Genomic DNA, 19214 nt, shown 5'->3' on the forward strand with positions numbered 1-19214 from the left:
CGGATCCGCGCCGGAAGCTGTTCGACGATCCCCGTACTGGAAGGTGTTCGATGACCGTACTCACCGACCTCGGCGAGGCCGTGCGGCGCGGCGGCGAGTTCCGCGCCGGAGGCACCGACCTGATGGGCCGCCGCGCGGCGGGGCCGCACGTGGACCTGCGCGGCCTGCCCGATCTGTCCGGCGTCACCTGGCGGCCGGACGGCTCCGCCGGGATCGGCGCGCTGACCACGGTCGCGCGGGTGGCCCGCGACGCGCGCCTGGCCGCCGGCCACCCCTGCCTGGCGATGACGGCGGCGGCCCTGGCCACCCCCCAGATCCGGGAGGTGGCCACCGTCGGGGGCAACCTGCTGCAGCGCAACCGCTGCGCGTACTTCCGCAACCCGGCCTTCTCCTGCCACCAGGACGGCGGCGACCACTGCCCGGCACGCGCCGGACTCGCCCCGAACGCCGTGATCCTCGACACCGGCCCGTGCGTCGCGCCGCACCCGTCGTCGCTGGCGGTGGCCCTGCTCGCCTGCGACGCCTTCGTCGAGGTGCACGGCAGGGACGCGTTCCCGATCGCCGAGCTGTACGGAGACGGCTCGGACCCGTCCCGCGACCACCTGCTGGCCGCGGGGGAGATCCTTCTGTCCGTCGTCCTGCCGCCGCCCGTGCCGGGGGAGCGGGCCGCCTACCACCGGGCGATCGGCAGGTCGGAGGCCGAGTGGCCGCTGGTGGAGGCGGCGGCGCGGCTCGTCGTCGACGACGGCGGGATCACCTTCGCCCGGGTGGCCGCGGGGGGCGTCGCCCGCGTCCCCGTCCGCCTGCCCGAGGTCGAGGAGGCGCTCCTGGCGGGCGAGCCCCTGGACCGGGCGGCCGGGCTGGCCGTCGCCCGGTGCGCCCCGGCGGCCCGTGACTCCTCCAAGCTCGCGCTGCTCGCCGGGACCCTCCTGGAGGTCCTGGAACGCGCGACCGGCACCGGCGAGCCCCGCTGACCCGACCGGACCGTCCCCCGCCGCGCGAGGGCGGGGGACGGCGGGCACCCGGCCGGTCCGGTGCCCGGAAGGACCCGTCACGGCGGGGCCGCGGGACGGGGGCGCGGGGTCCGGCCTAGCGGGGCGGGCGAGCCGCCGTGACCAGGCCCGTCTCGTAGGCGACGATGACGAGCTGGGCCCGGTCGCGCGCGCCGAGCTTGCCGAGCAGGCGGCCCACGTGCGTCTTCACGGTCGCCAGGCTCAGGGTCAGGTGGTCGGCGATCTCCGTGTTGGACAGTCCCCTGGCGACGAGCGCCAGCACGTCGAGCTCCCGCCCGGTGACCCCGTCGAGCTCGCGGGCCGTCGGGCGCGCCGGTTCGGGACGCCGGGAGAACTCGGCGATGAGCCGGCGCGTCACCGTCGGCGCGAGCAGCGCCTCGCCGGAGGCGACCACCCGGATCGCGGCCAGCAGGTCGCCCGGCGGGGTGTCCTTGAGCAGGAAACCGCTGGCCCCGGCCCGCAGCGCCGCGTAGACGTACTCGTCCAGGTCGAACGTGGTGAGCATGAGCACCCGCACGCCCGGGACGCCCGCCGGGCCGCAGATGCGGCGGGTCGCCTCGATGCCGTCCATCTCCGGCATCCGCACGTCCATGAGCACGACGTCCGGCGACCCGCCGCGCGCCAGTTCCACCGCCTCGGCACCCGTCCCGGCCTCGCCGACCGTCACCAGGTCGGGCGCGGTGTCCACCAGCACCCGGAAACTCCCGCGCAGCAGCGCCTGGTCGTCGGCGACGAGCACCCGGATCACCGGGCCTCCTCCTGCGGCACGCGCGTCGTGCCGGGTGACCCGGCCGTCTCCCCGTGCGGCACGCGCGGCGGGTGAGTTCCCCGGGGCGGCGGGAACGTCCCCTCACCCGGTGCGCGCGCCTCCCGGTGCGGCACGCGCGTCTCCTCGTACGGGATGCGGGCCGAGACCCCGAACCCGCCCTCCGGGCGGCGCCCGGCCGTGAAGCTCCCGCCGTACACGGCCACCCTCTCGCGCATCCCGATCAGCCCGTGCCCCGGCCCGCCGGGCAGCACCCGCTCGCCGGGCCCGTCGTCGGCGACCTCGACCCGGACCTCGCCCCCGGACGCCTCGACCGAGACCCGGCACCGGGCGGGGGCGGCGTGCCTGACGACGTTGGTCAGCGCCTCCTGGACGATCCGGTGGACCGACAGCTCCACCCCCTCGGGCAGGCCGGTCGCCCGGACGTCCAGCTCGACGCGCACCCCGGCCATCGACGCCCGCTCCGCGAGGCCGGCGAGACCCGCGAGGCCGGGGGAGGGGGCGAGGGCGGGCGGCGCACCAAGGTCGGCGTCGAGGTCGGAGCGGAGCACTCCCAGCAGCTGGCGCATCTCCGCCAGGGCGCCCCTGCTGGTGGTCTCGATGACGCGCAGCGCGTCCGTGGCCTCCTCGGGCCGCACGGCGGCGACGTGGTGGGCGACGCCCGCCTTGACCGCGATCAGGCTCATGCTGTGCGCCACCACGTCGTGCAGCTCGCGGGCGATCCGCAGCCGCTCCTCGGCCACCGCCCGGCCCGCGAGCTGCTCGGCCGCCCGCGCCGTGTACGCCCGCCGCTCGCGCACGGCGCGGCCCGCGACCCAGGCGCCGCCCATGAACGCCACCCCCACCAGCAGCGGCCCGGCGACGCCGGGCGCCGGGGCGGAGGTGCCCACCGCCGACAGCAGCAGGACGGCCACCGCGCCGCAGGCGCCGATCGCGACCGTGGGCTCCCACCGGGGCCGGGGCCGGGTGAGCGCCACGATGTAGATCGCGAAGGCCGCCGCCGCGAACCTGTCGTGCACCGTGCCGAGGACGACGAGGGACACCAGCGACATCGCGAGGACGGCGCAGAAGACGGTGAGCGGCCACAGCCGCCGTACCGCGAGCGGCAGGGTGATCCCGGCCAGGATCAGGAACCGTGCCCACGCGGGCACCGCCGGGTCCGGGTGCCCGGCTCCGAACAGCAGCAGCGCGAGCGCGTACCCCGCCGCCCCCAGGGTGTCGAGGCGGACGAGCCGGGCGCGGCTCCAGTGCCGCGGGAAGAGCGAGTCGTCCATGGTGAGGTCCACGATGAGACCGTATCCGCCAAGGTCGCGTCCCCGCCTCCCCCCACGGGACGTCATCCCCGGGACCGACCCTCCCGCGCCGCGGGCGCCGCCGTCGGACCCGGGGCCGACCGCGAAGTGCCCGCCCTGGCCCGACGCGCCCGGGGCCTGCCCCGCGAGAGCCTCGACGGCATGATCGAAGTCAGGGAGTTGACCAAACGCCACGGCGCGACCGTCGCGGTGGACGGGCTGTCGTTCCAGGTGAGGCCGGGCCTGGTCACCGGGTTCCTCGGCCCCAACGGCGCGGGGAAGTCGACCACGATGCGGGTGCTGCTCGGGCTGGACGCCCCCACCTCCGGCCAGGGGCTCGTCAACGGGCGTCGTTACGCGACGATGCGGCACCCCCTGCACGAGGTCGGCGCGCTGCTCGACGCGAACGCGGTGCACGGCGGGCGCAGCGCCTACGACCACCTGCGCTGCCTGGCGCGGAGCAACGGGATCGGGGTCTCGCGGGTGGCCGCCGTCCTGGAGCGGGTGGGCCTGGCGGGGGTGGCCCGCAGGCGGGCCGGTGACCTCTCACTCGGCATGCGGCAGCGGCTGGGGATCGCGGCGGCACTGCTGGGCGACCCGGGCGTGCTGATGTTCGACGAGCCGGTCAACGGGCTCGACCCGCAGGGCGTGCGGTGGATCCGCCACCTGATGCGCTCGCTGGCCGCCGAGGGACGCACCGTGCTGCTCTCCAGCCACCTGATGAGCGAGATGGAACTCACCGCCGACCGCCTCGTGATCATCGGGCGCGGCCGGCTGGTCGCCGAGACCACGGTCGGGGACCTGGCCGCCCGCCGCGACCGGGGCGTGCTGGTGCGCTCCCCGCGCGCCGCCGAGCTCACCGGCGCGCTGGAGGCCGCCGGCGCGACGGTCGGGACGGAACCGGGCGGGGGACTGGTCGTCAGGGGGCTGGACATCGCGCGGATCGGGGACCTGGCCGCGGCCGCCGGCCTCGCCGTGCACGAGGTCACCCCGCGCGGCGCCTCGCTGGAGGAGGCGTACATGGAGCTGACCGGCGACAGCGCCGAGTACCTGGCGGGCGAGCGATGACCGGCCTCCCGCGTCTCCCGCGGCGCGAGGTGACGGGGAGCCGGCCGGCGGCCGACGTGCTGGCCGCCGAGTGGCTGAAGCTGCGCACCGTCCGCTCCACCTGGTACGTCCTGGCCGCCGTCGCCGCCTCCGTCGTGCTCATGGTGGTGTTCACCCTCTACGTGGGCGGTCTGTGGGACGGGCTGCCTCCCGAACGGCGGGCCACCCTGCGCGCCGCGCGGCCCGAGCAGCTCCTGCTGCTGCCGGTGCAGATCTGCATGGCCGTGCTCGGGGTCCTCGCGTTCACCTCCGAGCACGCCACCGGCATGGCCCGCACCACCTTCACGGCGGTGCCGCAGCGCGCGGTGGTGCTGGCGGCCAGGGCGGCGGTCGTGGCCGCCGTCGCGTTCGCCGTGGGGCAGGGGAGCGGGCTGGTGACGTTCGCCGCCGGTCGGCTGATCATCGGTGACCGCCCGATCCCGGGCTTCGCGACGCCGCTGTGGGAGGAGTTTCCCGGGATGTTCGCCGCCGGCCTGTCGGCGGTGGTGCTCGCCATGGTCGGGCTCGGCGCGGGCGTCGTGCTGCGCTCCACCGCCGGGGCGATCACCGGCGTCGTCGCGTACCTGTACGTCCTGCCGAGGTTCGCGACCGCGCTGCCCGAGCCGTGGAACGCCAGGGTCGGCTCGGTGCTGCTGGAGGACCTGACCCGGCAGGCCGCGGGCGAGCCGCCCCTGGCGGTCGGGCTCGGCGACGCGGCCGCGGGGATCGGGCTGTCCCCGGCGGCGGCGCTGGCGGTGATGGCCCTGTACGTCGTCGCGGCCCTCGGCGCGGCGGCCGTCGCGCTCACCCGCAGGGACGTCCGGTGACCGGCGACGCGTGGCGGTGAGCCCTGGGGGAGATCCCGGGCCTCTCGCGTACGGCGGACCGCTGCCGCCGGCTGAGGGCGGTCGGCTCAGCATCGGTGGAACGCCCTTACCGCCAGCACCGATGGGATGGCGTGCTCGCGTGGCTCGAAGAGCCGATCGATGCTCAGTCCCGCGTCGATGAACGCGTTGACCAGGTCGGGCAGCGGCACGTGGCTCATTCCGACCCGGTCTCGGACCCCGCCTTCGCGCCACCACGGCGAGCGCTCGTGCCAGCCCCTGAGCCGGTAGGTGGGGTGGATGACCACCGCTCCGTCGGTACGGAGCTCGATGTGCGGACCGTTGAAACAGGGGTGTACCCCGTAGAACAGCAGCAGCCCGCCCGGAAGCAGCACCCGGGCCGCCTCCTTGATCAGCCCGGCGAAGTCGCCGATATCGGTGGAGACCCAGAGCGCGGTGACGGTGCCGAAGGTGTCCGCGGCGAACGGGAGCGTCGTCGCGTCACCCTGCAGGAGCGGGGCGCCGTCCCTGCGGCGGGCGAGACGCAACTGGTCGGCCGAGTGGTCGAGGCCGACGACGGTCCGGCCGGTGGATCGGATGGCGTCGAGGTAGAGGCCGGTGCCGCAGCCGATGTCCAGGCACAGGCCCTCACCGGGGCCCAGGAGATCGGCCATGTGGGCGACGTTGGCGGCGGCGCCGGGCCCGATGTAGTCGTCGTACCACTCGGCCAGGCCGTCATATCGCGCGGTCATGATTCATTCAAACATCCTGGCCGCGGTCCACTGGCAACGATCACGGGTGTCCACCGGCACCATCTCCGCGCGCGACGACAGACGGACGGTGAGCGCCGCACCGTTCGAACTCACCTCGCGGCGGGCCGGACATCCGTGTCGCGCGCGGATTTGACGGCTCTGGCTCACTCCCGATGATCCGGTGACCCAGAGCGGTCTCGGCCGGAGGCGCCGGCCCGCATCCGCGCGGCCGGCTCACCGCTGATTTCAGCCGAAGGGGCTAACCGCCCAGCCGGATGATGCCGCGGGAAGCGGCGACCGTCACCGCGGCGGTGCGGTCGTCCACGCCGAGCTTGGCGAAGATGTGCAGCAGGTGGGTCTTGACCGTGGCCTCGCTGATGCACAGGTGGGCGGCGATGGCCTTGTTGCTCATCCCCTGGGCGACCGCGCCGAGGACCTCGATCTCCCGGCCGCTGAGGGCATCGGGGGCATCGGCCCGCGCCCACGACAACACCCGGGTCGCGATCGCCGGCGACAGGGCGCTCTCCCCTCGCGCCGCCGCCCGGATCGCGTCGAACAGCTGCTCACGGCCGGTGTCCTTGAGCAGGTAGCCGGTGGCCCCCGCGTCGATGGCGCGGGAGATGTCGCCGTCGGTGTCGTAGGTGGTCAAGACGATCACCTTGGCGCCCGGGTCGTGTTCGCGGATCCGGCCGATCGCCGTCGCGCCGTCGATCTCGGGCAGCTGCAGGTCCATCAGGGTGACGTCGGGCCGCAGGTCGCGCGCCAGCCGCACCGCGTCCGCGCCGGAGACCGCTTCGCCGACCACCTCCAGGTCGTCCTGGGTGCCCAGCATCGCCCGGATGCCGTCGCGGACCACCGGGTGGTCGTCGGCGATCAGGACCCGGACGGTCATCGCGCCCCGCCCAGCGTCACCACTGGAAGGCTGGCCGCCACCGTGGCGCCCGCACCCGGGGCGCTTTCCACGAGCAGCGTGCCGCCGAGCTGCTCCATCCTCTCCCGCATGATCGAAAGGCCGTGCCCGAAGGCGGCCCGTCCGGGATCGAAACCGTCGCCGTCGTCGTGGACGTCGAGCACGACCAGGTCCTCCATGTACGAAAGGGTCAGCGTGACCTGCTCGGCGCGGGCATGGCGGCGAACGTTGGCGACCGCCTCCTGCGCCACGCGCAGCAGCTCCGCCTGAACCTGGGCTTCGAGCGGCCGGAGCTTGCCGGTGATCACGGTGTGCGCGTGGACGCCGGTCTCGTCCGACAGCCGGCCGGACAGCCACTGCAGGGCCTCCGGCAGGCCGCACTCGTCGAGCCGGCCGGGGCGCAGCGCTCTCACCACCCGGCGGCTCTCGGCCAGATTCTCCCGTGCCGCCCGCAGCGCCTGGGTCAGGTGCTTGTTGTCCGGCAGGGTCGCCTGGGCCGCCTCCAGCAACATCGCCACGCTGGCGAACCCCTGGGTCAGGCTGTCGTGGATGTCGCGGGCCAGCCGCTGCCGCTCGGCCGCCACGCCCGCCTGCCGTTCGGCCGCCGCCCGCGCCTCCTGCTCGACCTGCAGCCGGTCGAGGAGCCGCTTGCGCTCGGCGCTCTGCCGGGACACCGAGCCGAAGTACCCGACCGCGGTGGCCGCGCTGATCGCGATCAGCGCGGCGATGACGATCTCGGTCCAGGTGATCGACCCGGTCGCGTGGAAACGATGCCACAGCCAGCCCCCGGCGCACGACACCACCGCGACCAGCCCGACCCGCACGGCGTCCATGCAGTACGGCACGAGCACGCTCAGCACGACCACCAGGAAGGAGGAGTCGATGGCGAACAGCCCCAGCCAGAGCAGCCCACCGCCGAGCGTGTACGGCGCGGGCACGCCGTCGGAGGGCGGCGTGCGCAGGACGAACCACACCGCGTACCAGGCGGCCAGCCCGGCCACCAGCACGACCGGGAGCACCTGGCCCGCCTCCTTCAGGGGGCCGGCCGAGGTCAGCACCAGCCATGAGGCGAAGAAGGCGTGCTGCCACCGGCGCTGCGACCGCTCCCAGGACTCCACACCGCCGACGATAATCAACCACCCGTCCGCCCGGCATCAACCAGTCGACTGATCACGTGATCGGCGTTCCGTTCGATGCGGGCGCCGCCGTACCGGGACCAGACTCGACGGCGTGACCGCCATCCCCAGCCCGACCCAAGCCGTCTGGCACCTCGGCCCGCTCCCGATCCGCGCCTACTCCCTGCTGATGCTGCTCGCCGTCCTCGTCGGCATCTGGGTGACCCGGCGCCGCTGGGCCGCTCGCGGCGGCGAGCCCGGCGCGGTCGGGGACATCGCCACCTGGGCCGTGCCGTTCGGCCTGGTCGGTGCCCGGCTCTACCATGTGGCCACCGACTGGCAGCAGTACTTCGGCCCCGGCGACGACCCGCTGCGCGCGTTCGCGATCTGGGAGGGCGGGATCAGCATCTGGGGCGCCGTCGCGGGCGGCGCGGTGGGCGCGTGGCTGGCCTGCCGCCGGAGCGGCGTCGCGCTGCGCGACTTCGCCGACGCCGTCGCGCCCGGGATCGCGCTCGGGCAGGCGATCGCCCGCTGGGGCAACTGGTTCAACCAGGAGCTGTACGGCAGGCCGACGACCCTGCCCTGGGCGCTGGAGATCGACCCCGCCCATCGGCCACCGGGTATGGAATCCACCGCCACCTACCATCCGACCTTCCTCTACGAGTCGCTGTGGAACCTGGGCGTGGCCGGGTTCGTCATCTGGGCCGAACGAAGGTTCCGGCTCGACCGTGGCCGGACATTCGCGCTCTACGTCGCCGCCTACGCCGCCGGTCGCGCCTGGATCGAGTGGCTCCGCATCGACCCCACCCACCACATCCTCGGTCTGCGCCTCAACGACTGGACCGCCCTGCTCGCCTTCACGGCCGCGGTCACCTACCTCGTCGCCACGCGAAAGGCCGCTCCGGCGGATCGGCCGGGCGGCGAGCCTCCCCATGGACATGCGTGACGGGACGGGGCCGGCCGGCGCGGCAACGGCGTGCTGATGGACGCTGTCAGCTTCGGCGTCGCCGTGCTGTTCCTGCGCTCCGTGCGCGCCCGGGAGATGCGCGGCGGCAACACCGCCGACCGGCGGCTGCTCGCCGAGATCCGCGACGGCCTGCGGTTCGTGGCAGGCGACCCTTGTCTGCGTACGCTCACCGCCTTCAGCGTGATGTCGAACGTCGCGTTGGTGGGCTATCAGTCGATCCAGGTGGTGTTCCTCGCCCGGAATCTGGGCGCGGGCGCGGGACAGGCGGGTGCCGTGCTGGCACTGGCCGGTGCGGGCGGCCTGTGCGGCGCGGTGCTGGCCGGCCGTGTCGCCACCCGGTTCGGGACCGCACGGGGATTCCTACTGTGTGAGGCGTTCGCCGCTCCGATGCTGCTGCTCGGCCCGATCCGCCAGCTACGCGACCTGCCCGGCCCTCCACCGGAGCCGGCGTCACCACGGGTGAAGCGGCTCCGCGTGACGGGCCGGGCCGGCGAACCGCCGGTCATGACGGGGCCGGGTGACGGCACGCCGGCCGTACCCCGGCGAGGAGAGCCGCAGGTTTGACCTTGACGCTGCGTCACCTTCTGGCATCGGCGCCATGTCGATCACCGTTCTCGACACCCGCTCCGCCATGCGGCGGATCCTGCCGGCCCCTGGGCGCCGGGCCGGCCTCATCGCGCGGACCCGAGTGGGGGCCATGAACAGCGGCGGGGCCGGCTACCGGAGGGAGGAGTCGGCCCCCCCACGCGCGTTCGAGGGGGTCGGCGGTTGGACCCGCCGGTGGCGACCGTTCGTCGCCGGCCCGCCCGCTCAGCGGCGCAGCGCGATCTGGATGTCGGCCGGCGGGTGGTCACGCAAGTGAACGGCGAAGCGCTCGAAGACATTGAGTATCGCGCTGTCCGGCAGTCCCTGCAGTTCTCGTTCCTTACGCACAAACGGTTCCAGGGAGGTCCAGGCTTCGACATAACGCCTGCGTAGCAGGGATCCGATGAACTCGCGGTCGATGACGTCCATGTACGCGAGGATGCTGTAGAGCTGGAGGAAGTACCCGATGTCGTAGATCTTCCGCTGGATGTCCTCGTCGAGGCCTGAGATGCCCTTGTCACTGGAGAGCTTCGGTAACTCGTTCCTGATGAACGCGTAGTTGCGGTGGAACTCCAGCGAGCGGAATTCCCTGAGCAACTCGACGAGCGGGCCGACGTGATTGCCGTGCCGCTGTGCCCTGAACTGGTTGCGCGCCAGCAGCGCCGATGTGATCAGGGCCAGGATCGATACGATCACCGCTCCGACGTTGATCAGCATAGACACGTCCACGATGACTTCCTCCTCAACCGTCATCAAGTCCGAGCAGGGTCAGGAAGCGGTGCAGTGCCTGGTTCACCGCGTCCGGACACTGCACGTGCGGCCAGTGCCCGCCGCAGCGGGGGCGTAGATCCACCGTCGAGATCAAGGGGTTGAGCGTCTGCAGCAGCCGCAAGTCGGTGTCGCGTCTGGACCTGAGGTAAAGCGCGGGCACTGTGACGCCGCGCCACAGGGACTCCGGTTCAAAGGCCAGAACGTTGTGCCACAAGGACCTGGCGACGTGGTCGGGCGTGCGCTCCAGCGTCCGGAATACCGCGGCTCGACCGTGCTCGCCTGTGCCCCACGCCTCCGCCATCGAGTCCATGAAATGGCGCCGCCAGTCGCTGTTGTTCGACTCGGCGGACCGTGCCCGGTTTGCCCGCAGTTCCGGCTCCGTGAGCGCGATGGTGGAGTCCACCACGACGACTCCGCGCACCAGATCGGGGCATGTCGCAGCGATCAGGAGGGCGGCGATACCTCCGGCACTGTGCCCGACCAGGACGGTCTCGTCGATTCCTCGCCTGGCCAGGTCGGCTTGCACCGCCCCGGCCACCGTCGCGACGCCGTACTCGCCTCCGGGCAGCGGCGGCGACTCGCCATGACCGGGCAGGTCCAGGCTGAGCAGCCACAGCCTCCGATCGAGACCGGCGAGCTGGGCGGCGAACTGGGCGCGCGCGCAGCCCACACCGTGCAGGAACACCACGACGGGGCCGCGCGACCCCCGGGTCGCCACCCGCTCGGTCCCCGCCAAGGGCTCGTGGTCGTCCGGCATCACGGCCAGTTCAACGCTTACGAATCCCGCTGCGGTTCCCGGCCGGTACGGGAACAGCTCGCAACGAGCCGGCGATCGTCCCGCCCGAAACCCGTGCACCTGAACTGCGTCCCCGTCACTGCTGTGACCTGGGACGACCTTCCCGCTTCTGGGCTGGTCGCACGGACCCGAGCGGAGGGCCGGCCTGGGCCGCTCCCCGCGCGACCGCCGCGGCCGCGCCGACCACCAAGCCTTCCGTGTCCACCCGCAGACGCGACGCGACGCGGCCGCCACCCGAGCAGGCACCCGATCATGTCACTGGCGGGGCGACAGGCTCCTGTGCGAGCCGGCGGAACGGGTGCGGAGTCATCGCAGGCCGAAATGTGGCAGGCAGGGCTGCAGGTCGTGGATCTCCACCGGGACCGGGCTGGTGAAGCTGTCCCGATCGAGGCGCAGGCGCTGCTGAACGACCCGCTGACCGCGTACCTGGTGCACCGACAGGCCGTCCGGCCGGTAGCCGAGCCTGCCGGAGACGGCCAGCGAAGCCGGGTTGTCCAGAAAGGCGCCGGACACCGCCGTCTGCGCGCCAAGCCCGGCGAAGGGCAGATGCAGCGCAGCGGCCCGCTCGCGCACGCCGGCCACCCCCGTACGGGAGCGTGCGGCGCTCACCCGGAGGGCCGGGCGGGACGCAGGCCGCCCTCGTGAGGGGACGTGAGCTCCGGAGACCGGCCGGAGACCAGTTTTTGATCTACATTGTAAAGGCGGTGGCGCGGACGAAATCCCGTCACAGAAAAACCGGACCCTTCACCGGTGGTGGAGGCTCCGGCCGGCGACGGCCGGAAGCGGGGCGGGTCCGGCGGGAAATCTCACCTGAGGGTGGCCGCCAGGTGCTCGGCCAGGCCCTTGGAGGCGGCCTCGACCATCTCCAGCACCTCGGCGAAGCCCTCGCGCTCGCCGTAGTAGGGGTCGGGTACCTCGGCGCCCTCGGGTGCGGCGGGGTCGAAGGAGCGGAACAGCCGCACGTCCGCGCCGTCGGGGGCGAGGCGGCGCAGGGCGCCGAGGTTGTGGGTGTCCATGGCCAGTACCAGGTCGACCCGGTCGTACCAGTGGCTCAGGAACTGCCGGGCCCGGTGCTCCGAACCGTCGTAGCCGTGCTCGGAGAGCGTCTCGGCGGCCCGCGCGTCCATCGGGCCGCCCTGGTGCCAGCCGCCGGTGCCCGCGCTGTCGACCGTGACGAGGTCACCGAGACCGTGGTCGTCGAGGGTCTTCCTCAGCACGACCTCGGCCATGGGGGAGCGGCAGATGTTTCCCATGCACACCACGCATATGCGATAGCTCATGCCTACCAGGATGCCGCTTGCCCGGGGCGCGCCGGCCGGGCGGCGCCGCTCGGCCTCGGTCCGGTCCGGCAGGGGTGGGCGTGGGGCCTGACCGGCGGCCGGGTCCGGTGGCGGGCGCGGCCCGGGGCTACCATGTCGCCCGGCAAACGGTATCGGGGAAGGATCGGCTGTTGAAGGATCTCGGGGAGGAACTCCGCGCGTTCTGGCGGGAGCGTCACCTGTGCACGATGACCACCGTGCGCGCCGACGGCACGCCGCACGTCATCCCGGTGGGGGTGACGCTGGACGCCGAGGCGGGGATCGCCAGGGTGATCACCTCGGGTGGCTCGCACAAGGTCCGCCACGTGCTCGCGGCGGGGGACGAGGGCGCGGCCGTCGCGGTCTGCCAGGTGGACGGGCGCCGCTGGTCGACCCTGGAGGGGCGCGCGGTGATCCGTACCGACCCCGGGTCGGTCGCCGACGCCGAGCGCCGCTACGCCGAGCGCTACCGCGCGCCGCGGGAGAACCCCGCCCGCGTCGTGGTCGAGATCCGCATCACCCGGGTGCTGGGCAATGTCTGACCCCGCCACCCCCGGCCTCGCCTCCGCCACCGTCGCCTCCGATCCCGTCGTCACCGTCGTCGGGATCGGGGACGACGGCTGGGCCGGTCTCTCCGAGGCGGCGCGCCGCGAGCTGCGCGCCGCCGAGGTCCTGATGGGCGGCGCCCGGCAGCTGGGCCTGGTCCCGGAAGCCGACGCCGAACCCGGTGCCGGAATCGAACCCGGCGCCGAGCGTGTCGTCTGGCCCTCGCCGCTGCTGCCGGCCCTGCCCGCGCTGATCGCCTCCCACCGGGGACGCAGGGTGTGCGTGCTGGCCAGCGGCGACCCCATGTTCCACGGCATCGGCACGACCCTGGTGCGGCTGCTCGGCGCGGACCGGGTCCGGGTCCTGCCGCACCCGTCGTCGGTCTCGCTGGCCTGCGCCAGGCTCGGGTGGGCGGCCGACCGCGTCGAGGTGGTCAGCCTCGTGGCGCGCCCCGTCGAGGTGCTGCACCCGGTCGTCCACGACGGCCGCCGCGTGCTGGTCCTCAGCGCCGACGGCCGCACCCCGGCCCGGATCGCCGGGCTGCTCGCCGCCCGAGGCTACGGCGCGAGCCCGATGACGGTCCTGGAACGGCTCGGCGGCACCGGGGAGCGCGCGGTCTCCGGTACGGCCGCCACCTGGTCGCTGCCCGCCACCCACGACCTCAACGTCGTCGCCGTGGAGTGCCGCGCCGACGCCGGGACCGTTCCGCTGCCCCGGCTGCCCGGCCTGCCCGACGAGGCGTTCGAGCACGACGGCCAGCTCACCAAGAGCGAGGTGCGCGCGGTCACCCTGTCCCGGCTGGCGCCCGTCCCCGGGCAGCTGCTGTGGGACGTGGGCGCGGGGGCGGGCAGCATCGGCATCGAGTGGATGCGCGCGCACCCGGACAACCGGGCCGTCGCGGTGGAGTCCCACCAGGGCAGGGCGGCCGCGGTCGCCCGCAACGCCGCGGCGCTGGGCGTTCCCGGCCTCGACGTGGTGACCGGCGCCGCGCCCGCCGCGCTCGCCGGGCTGGAGCCGCCCGACGCCGTCTTCGTCGGCGGCGGGGTGACCGTTCCCGGGATGGTGGAGGCGTGCTGGGCGGCGCTGCGGCCGGGCGGCAGGCTGGTGGCCAACGCGGTGACCGTCGAGTCCGAGGCGGTCCTGGCCCACTGGCACGGCAGGCTCGGCGGCGGCATGGTCCGGCTCGCGGTCAGCAGGGCCGCCCCGGTCGGCGCGTTCACCGGCTGGCGGCCCATGATGCCCGTCACGATCTGGACCGCGGTCAAGCCGCCCGTCCCGGAGGAGAAGCGATGACGGTACGTTTCGTCGGGGCCGGGCCGGGCGCCGCGGACCTCGTCACCGTGCGGGGCCAGCGGGCGATCGCGTCCGCGCCGGTGTGCCTGTACGCCGGGTCGCTGGTCCCGGTCGAGCTGCTGGAGTCGTGCCCGCCGGGCGCGCGGCTGGTCGACACCGCCAGGATGGCCCTGGAGGAGATCGTCGCGGAGATGGTCGCAGCCCACGGGGCCGGGCACGACGTGGCCAGGCTGCACTCCGGCGACCCGTCGGTGTTCAGCGCGATGGCCGAGCAGATGCGCAGGCTGGACGCCGAGGGGGTGCCGTACGAGGTGATCCCGGGCGTGCCCGCCTTCGCCGCCGCCGCGGCGTCGCTGCGGCGCGAGCTCACCGTGCCGGGGGTGGGGCAGACGGTCGTGCTGACCCGCACCTCGGTGCGCGCCACCCCCATGCCCGAGGGCGAGGACCTCGGCACGCTCGGCCGCAGCCGGGCCACGATGGTCCTGCACCTGGCGGTGCAGCGCATCGAGGCCGTCGCGGCGGAGCTCGTCCCCAACTACGGCGCCGACTGCCCGGTGGCCGTGGTGGCGAGGGCCAGCCGCGACGACGAGGTGATCCTGCGCGGCACCCTGGCCGACATCGCCGGACAGGTCCGCGGCGCGGGGATCCTCCGTACCGCGGTGATCGTCGTGGGCCGCGTGCTGACCGCCTCGGAGTTTCCCGACAGTCACCTGTACTCGGCCGCCCGCTGCCGTGACTGAGCAGCCCGTGTTCCGAGGTGACGGCGTGCCGAACACGCTGAACGTGCTGATCCTGGGCGGCACCGACGAGGCCAGGCGGCTGGCCGCCGCGCTCGCCGGGCGCGCGGGGACGCGCGTGGTGTCCTCGCTGGCGGGCCGGGTCCGCGACCCGAAGCTGCCGGTGGGGGAGGTGCGCGAGGGCGGTTTCGGCGGCCCCGGCGGGCTCGCGGCGTGGCTGGCGGAGCACGGCGTCCACGTCGTCGTGGACGCCACGCACCCGTTCGCGGCCAGGATGACCGCCTCGGCGGTCGAGGCGGCGCGCCGGACGGGCCTGCCGCTGCTTATCCTGCGGCGTCCCGGCTGGCGGGAGGCTCCCGGCGACGACTGGCGCCGGGTGCCCTCTCTGGAGGCCGCCGCCGAGCTGCTGCCCTCGCTGGGGGAGCGGGTGTTCCTCACCACGGGACGCCGCAGCCTGCCGGTCTTCGCCGGCCTCGACGGCCAGTGGTTCCTGGCCCGCTCGGTGGACATGCCGGGGCCGGTCGTCCCGCGGCGCCTGGAGGTGCTGCTCAGCCGGGGGCCGTTCACGGTGGACGGCGAGCTGGCCCTGATGCGCGAGCACCGGGTGGAGGTGCTGGTCACCAAGGACAGCGGCGGTGAGATGACCACCGCGAAGCTGCTCGCCGCCCGCGAGCTGGGGCTGCCGGTCGTGATCGTGCGCCGCCCGCCCTCGCCCGAGGGGGTGACCTCGGTGGGGACCGTCGAGGCCGCGCTCGCCTGGCTGGAGGCCGCGGCCGGCCCCGTGTGACGGGGCCGGCCGGGCGTGGCTTCGCGCTACCGGGTACGTGTCGGCGTCATGGAGATCTCCCAGAAATCGGCATAGCGGCCGCCGCGGCGCAGCAGGTCGTCGTGGCCGCCCTCCTCCACGATCCGGCCGCCGTCCAGGAAGACGACGCGATCGGCGCGCCGGACAGTCCGCATCCGATGCGCCACCATCACCACCGTCCGGCCCGCCATCAGGCGCTCGATGCCTTCGTGGACGGCCGTCTCGTTGACCGGGTCGAGTGCGGAGGTGACCTCGTCCAGCAGCACGATGGGCGCGTCCTTCAGCAGCGCCCGCGCGATCGAGACACGCTGGCGCTCGCCCCCCGACAGCAGGGCGCCGCCCTCGCCGACGTTCGTCGCCCACCCGCCGGGCAGCCGCTCGATCACCTCGTCCAGCCGCGCGGCGGTCGCCGCCGCCCGTACCTCGGCCTCGCCGGCGTCGGGGCGGCCGAGACGCACGTTGTCCTCGATCGTGCCGTCGAAGAGATAGACGTCCTGGAAGACGATGGCGATCCGCGCCATCAACACCTCGGTGTCGATCGCGCGCACGTCCACACCTCCCACGCGCACCGCGCCCCGGTCCACGTCGTGGAAACGCGCGAGCAACTGCAGCAAGGTGCTCTTGCCCGCGCCCGACGGCCCGATGACGGCGAGCCGCTGTCCCTGCGGTACGGACAGCGACACCCCGTCGATCACCGTGTGGCCGCCGTGCCGGAAGGTGACGGAGTCGAACTCCAGGTCATGCCGTTGCGGCTGGATCGGCTCGCGCGGTTCCGGCAGGGGCTCGGTGCGCAACACCGCGTCGAGCCTGGCCAGCTCGGAACGCGCGCCGCGCAGTTGGCTACCGATGTCGGCCAGCGACAGCAGCGGATCGGCGCAGCGGGCGGCGAGCACCAGGATGGCCAACACCTCGGCGGCGCCGATGCTCCCGCCGAGCGAGAGGTAGGCGCCCAGGACCAGCAGGACGGTGAACACCGCCTGCACGGTGAGCGTCAAGCCCACGGCACCGGGCAGCGTCGCCAGCACGGTACGGCGGGACGCGCGCTGGACCTCTCGCAGTGAGTCGTCGAGCAACCGGAAGCGTTCGGCGCTCCGGCCGCCGGCTCGCAGCACCGGCTGGGCCTGGAGGTATTCGATGACCCGCCCGGTGGCCTCGTGGTCGCGTTCTGCGCGCTCGGCATCGGTGGCGGCCGTCGATCGTGCCGTCCAGATCTGGATCGCCGCCACGATCGGGGCGGCGGCCAGCGCGGCCAGCCCCATCCGCCAGTTGAAGGCGAGCATCACGACAATGATCGTCAGGGGGGTCACGGCGGCGGAGATGGACGGTGCCAGCAGATGCGCGATCGCGCTCATCGCCTGCAGGACGCCGCGGCCGGCCAGGACGGACAGCTCGCCGACCCGGGCGGCGCCGTACCAGCCGATGGGCAGGCGGGCCAGGTGATCGCCGAGGCGGTGATACATGCCGCGCAACATCGTGGTCCCGACGCGGAAACCGGATAAATCGCTGTAGTAGCGCAGCGCCGCGTAGGCCGCGACCGCGGCCCCGAACGCGATCAGCCAGGGCCGGGCGTCCCCGGGCGTGCCCCCGAACAGGGCCCGCAGCACGGGAACCAGCAGTGCGTAGGACAGGCCCTCGGCTATCGCGGTCGTCGTCATCAGGGCCACGGTGCGACGTACCGGTCGGGCGTACCGGTGCCCCAGCACGCGCAGCAGCATTCGAATCATCGAGGCTGGTCTCCTTGCGGTATGCCACGGCGGGTTTCGGTCTCGTCGGCGCTCGCGGACGGGTGGGATTGCCAGAACGCGGCGAACTTTCCGTTCTGTGTCAGTAGGTCGGCGGGCCTGCCGCGTTCGACGATCACCCCGTTCTCCAGGACCACGACGGTGTCGGCGCCGGCGACCGTCTCCAGACGGTGGGCGATGACCAGGATCGTCCGCTCACCCGCCGGTGTCACCAGGGCGTCGCGCACCGCCTGTTCGGTCCGCGGGTCGGCGAAGGCGGTCGCCTCGTCGAGCACCAGGACGGGCGTGTCGGCGAGCAGCGCGCGTGCGATCGAGATCCGCTGCGCCTCGCCACCCGACAACGTGACGTCCTCACCGATCACCGACTCGTATCCGCGCGGCAGCGCGAGGATCCGATCATGAATGTTCGCCAGCCGGGCGGCGCGCACCACGTCGTCGCGGCCGGCCCGCGGCACGGCCAGCGCGATGTTGTCCGCGACCGACGCGCGCAGCAGCCGAACGTCCTGGAAGACGAAGGAGACCATCCGGTGGAGCTCCCCGCCGAGCTCGCGCAGATCGACACCGCCCAGGACGATCGAACCGTGGGTCGGGTCGAAGAACCGGGGCAGCAGCCGGACCAGCGTGGACTTCCCGCTTCCCGACGGCCCCACGATCGCGGTGACCGTCCCCGGCTCGAGCACCAGGTCGATCCCGCGCAGCACCTCGTGGCCGGTTTCGTAACCGAACCGGACGTCACGCAGCTCCACCCGGTGCCCCCGTGGCGCGACCGGGTGCGCGGGCTCGGGCAGTGACCGTACCGCGAGCACGTCCTGGATCCGGCCGGCCGCGCGCCGGGCGGCCTGCAGGTCGTCGAAACCGTGGCCGAGAGCCGCCACCGGAGCGGTGAGGCCCAGTCCCAGCAGCAGGAAGGGAAGCAGGTCCGCCGGGGCCATGGAACCGGTGGTGATCAGAGCCGTACCGCCGGTCAGCACGACCAGCAGCACGAACGGCGGCGACAGTGCCACCTGCATCCCCGCACCGAGCGCGGAGAGACCGCGCACCATCCGGTAGAAGACGCGGGCGAAATCGTCCGCGGCCGCGCGGAATTCACGGTGTGCGCGCTCGCCCCCGCCGAACGCCTTGATCACCGAGATGCCCTGGACGAACTCGACGACGGAGCTCGCGATCCGTTCCATGGCGGCGTCGAACGCCTTCTGCTCGCGCAGCCGGGTCGGGGTCATCATCAGCGGGACCAGCGCCACCGCCAGCGCCACCGGGATCAGCGTGATCAGCGTGAGCCGCCAGTCGACGGCGACCAGATAGACCAGCGACGCCAGCGGCACCACGAACGCGGAGACGAGCTCGCCGGGGGCGTGGGCGATGAGCGGATGCATGGCACTCACGTCCCGCCCCACCACCTTCGCCAGCTCGCCGGTCCGGCGCCGGGAGAGCCAGCCGATCGGTACGCGCCCCAGCCGCATGGCCAGTCGCCGGCGAAGCGACAGTTGCACGTGGTCGTCGAGGACGTGCCCGATGCCGGATGACGCGGCCGTGAACAGCAGCCGGACGAAGAAGCCGATCGCACCCGCGATCACGACGAGCCTGACATGACCGTGATCGATCGGGCCCGGCGACAACAGGGCACGGCCCAGCTCGACGACCGCCAGCAGCGGTGCCAGACCCGCGACAGCGCCGATGACCTGCAGGATGACGACGGCGGCGAAACCCCAGCGGTAAGGGTGCAGCAGCCTCGCCAGGCTCTGCCCGGCCGCGGGATCGGCGTCCGGTGGTGGTGCCGACCGCTTTTCTGCCTCGGCGACGGCGGTGGCGTTCATCACTCTTCCCTCCTCGTCAGTCTCGTCGTGGCCGGGCACGTGACCGAGCACGTGACCGGGCACGTGACCGGGCCGACGGTGGCCGGCCCGGTCGTCGGCGCC

The 19214-nt window shown here is 73.8% G+C and carries 20 protein-coding genes; 9 read left to right on the plus strand and 11 right to left on the minus strand.

What is annotated here, in order from left to right; genetic code table 11:
• The first annotated feature begins 50 nt into the window (after window positions 1–50).
• Window positions 51–974 (plus strand): FAD binding domain-containing protein, encoded by a 924-nt coding sequence (locus ACTOQ1_RS27255; RefSeq protein WP_440070851.1) that lies wholly within the window; start codon window positions 51–53, stop codon window positions 972–974.
• 115 nt (window positions 975–1089) lie between these two features.
• Here the strand turns inward: ACTOQ1_RS27255 and ACTOQ1_RS27260 are convergent, their stop codons facing one another.
• Window positions 1090–1761, minus strand: coding sequence for a response regulator (locus ACTOQ1_RS27260; protein ID WP_440070852.1), 672 nt, complete (start codon window positions 1759–1761; stop codon window positions 1090–1092).
• The gene (locus ACTOQ1_RS27265) at window positions 1758–3065 is read right to left on the minus strand and encodes a histidine kinase (RefSeq protein ID WP_440070853.1); all 1308 of its coding nucleotides are present in this window, start codon (window positions 3063–3065) and stop codon (window positions 1758–1760) included. The genes ACTOQ1_RS27260 and ACTOQ1_RS27265 overlap by 4 nt, the downstream gene beginning before the upstream one ends.
• 168 nt (window positions 3066–3233) lie before the next feature.
• Here ACTOQ1_RS27265 and ACTOQ1_RS27270 point away from each other — a divergent pair, with 168 nt between their 5' ends.
• Both ACTOQ1_RS27270 and ACTOQ1_RS27275 read left to right on the plus strand, forming a co-directional pair.
• On the plus strand, window positions 3234–4139 hold the full coding sequence (locus ACTOQ1_RS27270; protein ID WP_440070854.1) for an ABC transporter ATP-binding protein: 906 nt from the start codon (window positions 3234–3236) through the stop codon (window positions 4137–4139).
• Complete coding sequence (locus ACTOQ1_RS27275) at window positions 4136–4984, plus strand: ABC transporter permease (protein WP_440070855.1); 849 nt, start codon at window positions 4136–4138, stop codon at window positions 4982–4984. The genes ACTOQ1_RS27270 and ACTOQ1_RS27275 overlap by 4 nt, the downstream gene beginning before the upstream one ends.
• An 86-nt stretch (window positions 4985–5070) precedes the next feature.
• On the opposite strand, the gene ACTOQ1_RS27280 is transcribed toward ACTOQ1_RS27275, so the two are convergent.
• From ACTOQ1_RS27280 to ACTOQ1_RS27290, 3 genes are all read right to left on the minus strand, one after another.
• Window positions 5071–5733 (minus strand): class I SAM-dependent methyltransferase, encoded by a 663-nt coding sequence (locus tag ACTOQ1_RS27280; RefSeq protein WP_440070856.1) that lies wholly within the window; start codon window positions 5731–5733, stop codon window positions 5071–5073.
• 259 nt (window positions 5734–5992) lie between these two features.
• Window positions 5993–6625, minus strand: coding sequence for a response regulator (locus ACTOQ1_RS27285; RefSeq protein ID WP_440070857.1), 633 nt, complete (start codon window positions 6623–6625; stop codon window positions 5993–5995).
• Entirely contained in the window at window positions 6622–7761 is a 1140-nt protein-coding gene (locus tag ACTOQ1_RS27290) for a sensor histidine kinase (protein ID WP_440070858.1), read from the minus strand. Before ACTOQ1_RS27290 ends, ACTOQ1_RS27285 begins: the two co-directional genes overlap by 4 nt.
• 112 nt (window positions 7762–7873) lie before the next feature.
• Between ACTOQ1_RS27290 and lgt the strand changes: the two genes are divergently transcribed.
• Window positions 7874–8704 carry a prolipoprotein diacylglyceryl transferase gene (gene lgt, locus ACTOQ1_RS27295; RefSeq protein ID WP_440070859.1) on the plus strand — a complete coding sequence of 277 codons (831 nt, stop codon included), beginning with the start codon at window positions 7874–7876 and terminating at the stop codon, window positions 8702–8704.
• Between the two features lie 36 nt (window positions 8705–8740).
• Entirely contained in the window at window positions 8741–9289 is a 549-nt protein-coding gene (locus ACTOQ1_RS27300; protein WP_440070860.1) for a hypothetical protein, read from the plus strand.
• 246 nt (window positions 9290–9535) lie between these two features.
• On the opposite strand, the gene ACTOQ1_RS27305 is transcribed toward ACTOQ1_RS27300, so the two are convergent.
• From ACTOQ1_RS27305 to ACTOQ1_RS27320, 4 genes are all read right to left on the minus strand, one after another.
• A complete protein-coding gene (locus tag ACTOQ1_RS27305) occupies window positions 9536–10063 on the minus strand; it encodes a DUF4760 domain-containing protein (RefSeq protein WP_440070861.1) in 528 nt (175 codons plus the stop codon).
• Window positions 10053–10838: an alpha/beta fold hydrolase gene (locus tag ACTOQ1_RS27310; RefSeq protein ID WP_440070862.1), complete on the minus strand. Its 786-nt coding sequence runs from the start codon at window positions 10836–10838 to the stop codon at window positions 10053–10055. The genes ACTOQ1_RS27305 and ACTOQ1_RS27310 overlap by 11 nt, the downstream gene beginning before the upstream one ends.
• Before the next feature lie 345 nt (window positions 10839–11183).
• Window positions 11184–11459: a hypothetical protein gene (locus ACTOQ1_RS27315; protein ID WP_440070863.1), complete on the minus strand. Its 276-nt coding sequence runs from the start codon at window positions 11457–11459 to the stop codon at window positions 11184–11186.
• A 224-nt stretch (window positions 11460–11683) separates the two neighbouring features.
• Window positions 11684–12157 carry a low molecular weight protein-tyrosine-phosphatase gene (locus ACTOQ1_RS27320; RefSeq protein WP_440070864.1) on the minus strand — a complete coding sequence of 158 codons (474 nt, stop codon included), beginning with the start codon at window positions 12155–12157 and terminating at the stop codon, window positions 11684–11686.
• A 170-nt stretch (window positions 12158–12327) separates the two neighbouring features.
• Between ACTOQ1_RS27320 and ACTOQ1_RS27325 the strand changes: the two genes are divergently transcribed.
• The 4 genes from ACTOQ1_RS27325 to ACTOQ1_RS27340 are packed head-to-tail and all read left to right on the plus strand — an operon-like array spanning window position 12328 to window position 15538.
• Window positions 12328–12717: a pyridoxamine 5'-phosphate oxidase family protein gene (locus tag ACTOQ1_RS27325; protein ID WP_440070865.1), complete on the plus strand. Its 390-nt coding sequence runs from the start codon at window positions 12328–12330 to the stop codon at window positions 12715–12717.
• Window positions 12710–14014: a precorrin-6y C5,15-methyltransferase (decarboxylating) subunit CbiE gene (cbiE, locus tag ACTOQ1_RS27330; RefSeq protein ID WP_440070866.1), complete on the plus strand. Its 1305-nt coding sequence runs from the start codon at window positions 12710–12712 to the stop codon at window positions 14012–14014. Before ACTOQ1_RS27325 ends, cbiE begins: the two co-directional genes overlap by 8 nt.
• The gene (gene cobM / locus ACTOQ1_RS27335) at window positions 14011–14754 is read left to right on the plus strand and encodes a precorrin-4 C(11)-methyltransferase (protein WP_440070867.1); all 744 of its coding nucleotides are present in this window, start codon (window positions 14011–14013) and stop codon (window positions 14752–14754) included. The genes cbiE and cobM overlap by 4 nt, the downstream gene beginning before the upstream one ends.
• 37 nt (window positions 14755–14791) lie before the next feature.
• Window positions 14792–15538 (plus strand): cobalt-precorrin-6A reductase, encoded by a 747-nt coding sequence (locus ACTOQ1_RS27340; RefSeq protein ID WP_440070887.1) that lies wholly within the window; start codon window positions 14792–14794, stop codon window positions 15536–15538.
• A gap of 26 nt (window positions 15539–15564) precedes the next feature.
• On the opposite strand, the gene ACTOQ1_RS27345 is transcribed toward ACTOQ1_RS27340, so the two are convergent.
• Window positions 15565–17280 carry an ABC transporter ATP-binding protein gene (locus tag ACTOQ1_RS27345; protein WP_440070868.1) on the minus strand — a complete coding sequence of 572 codons (1716 nt, stop codon included), beginning with the start codon at window positions 17278–17280 and terminating at the stop codon, window positions 15565–15567.
• Window positions 17277–19112: an ABC transporter ATP-binding protein gene (locus tag ACTOQ1_RS27350; protein WP_440070869.1), complete on the minus strand. Its 1836-nt coding sequence runs from the start codon at window positions 19110–19112 to the stop codon at window positions 17277–17279. Before ACTOQ1_RS27350 ends, ACTOQ1_RS27345 begins: the two co-directional genes overlap by 4 nt.
• Window positions 19113–19214 lie beyond the last annotated feature (102 nt).

Source organism: Streptosporangium sp. OZ121 (assembly GCF_051918885.1).
Classification (GTDB): Bacteria; Actinomycetota; Actinomycetes; order Streptosporangiales; family Streptosporangiaceae; genus Streptosporangium.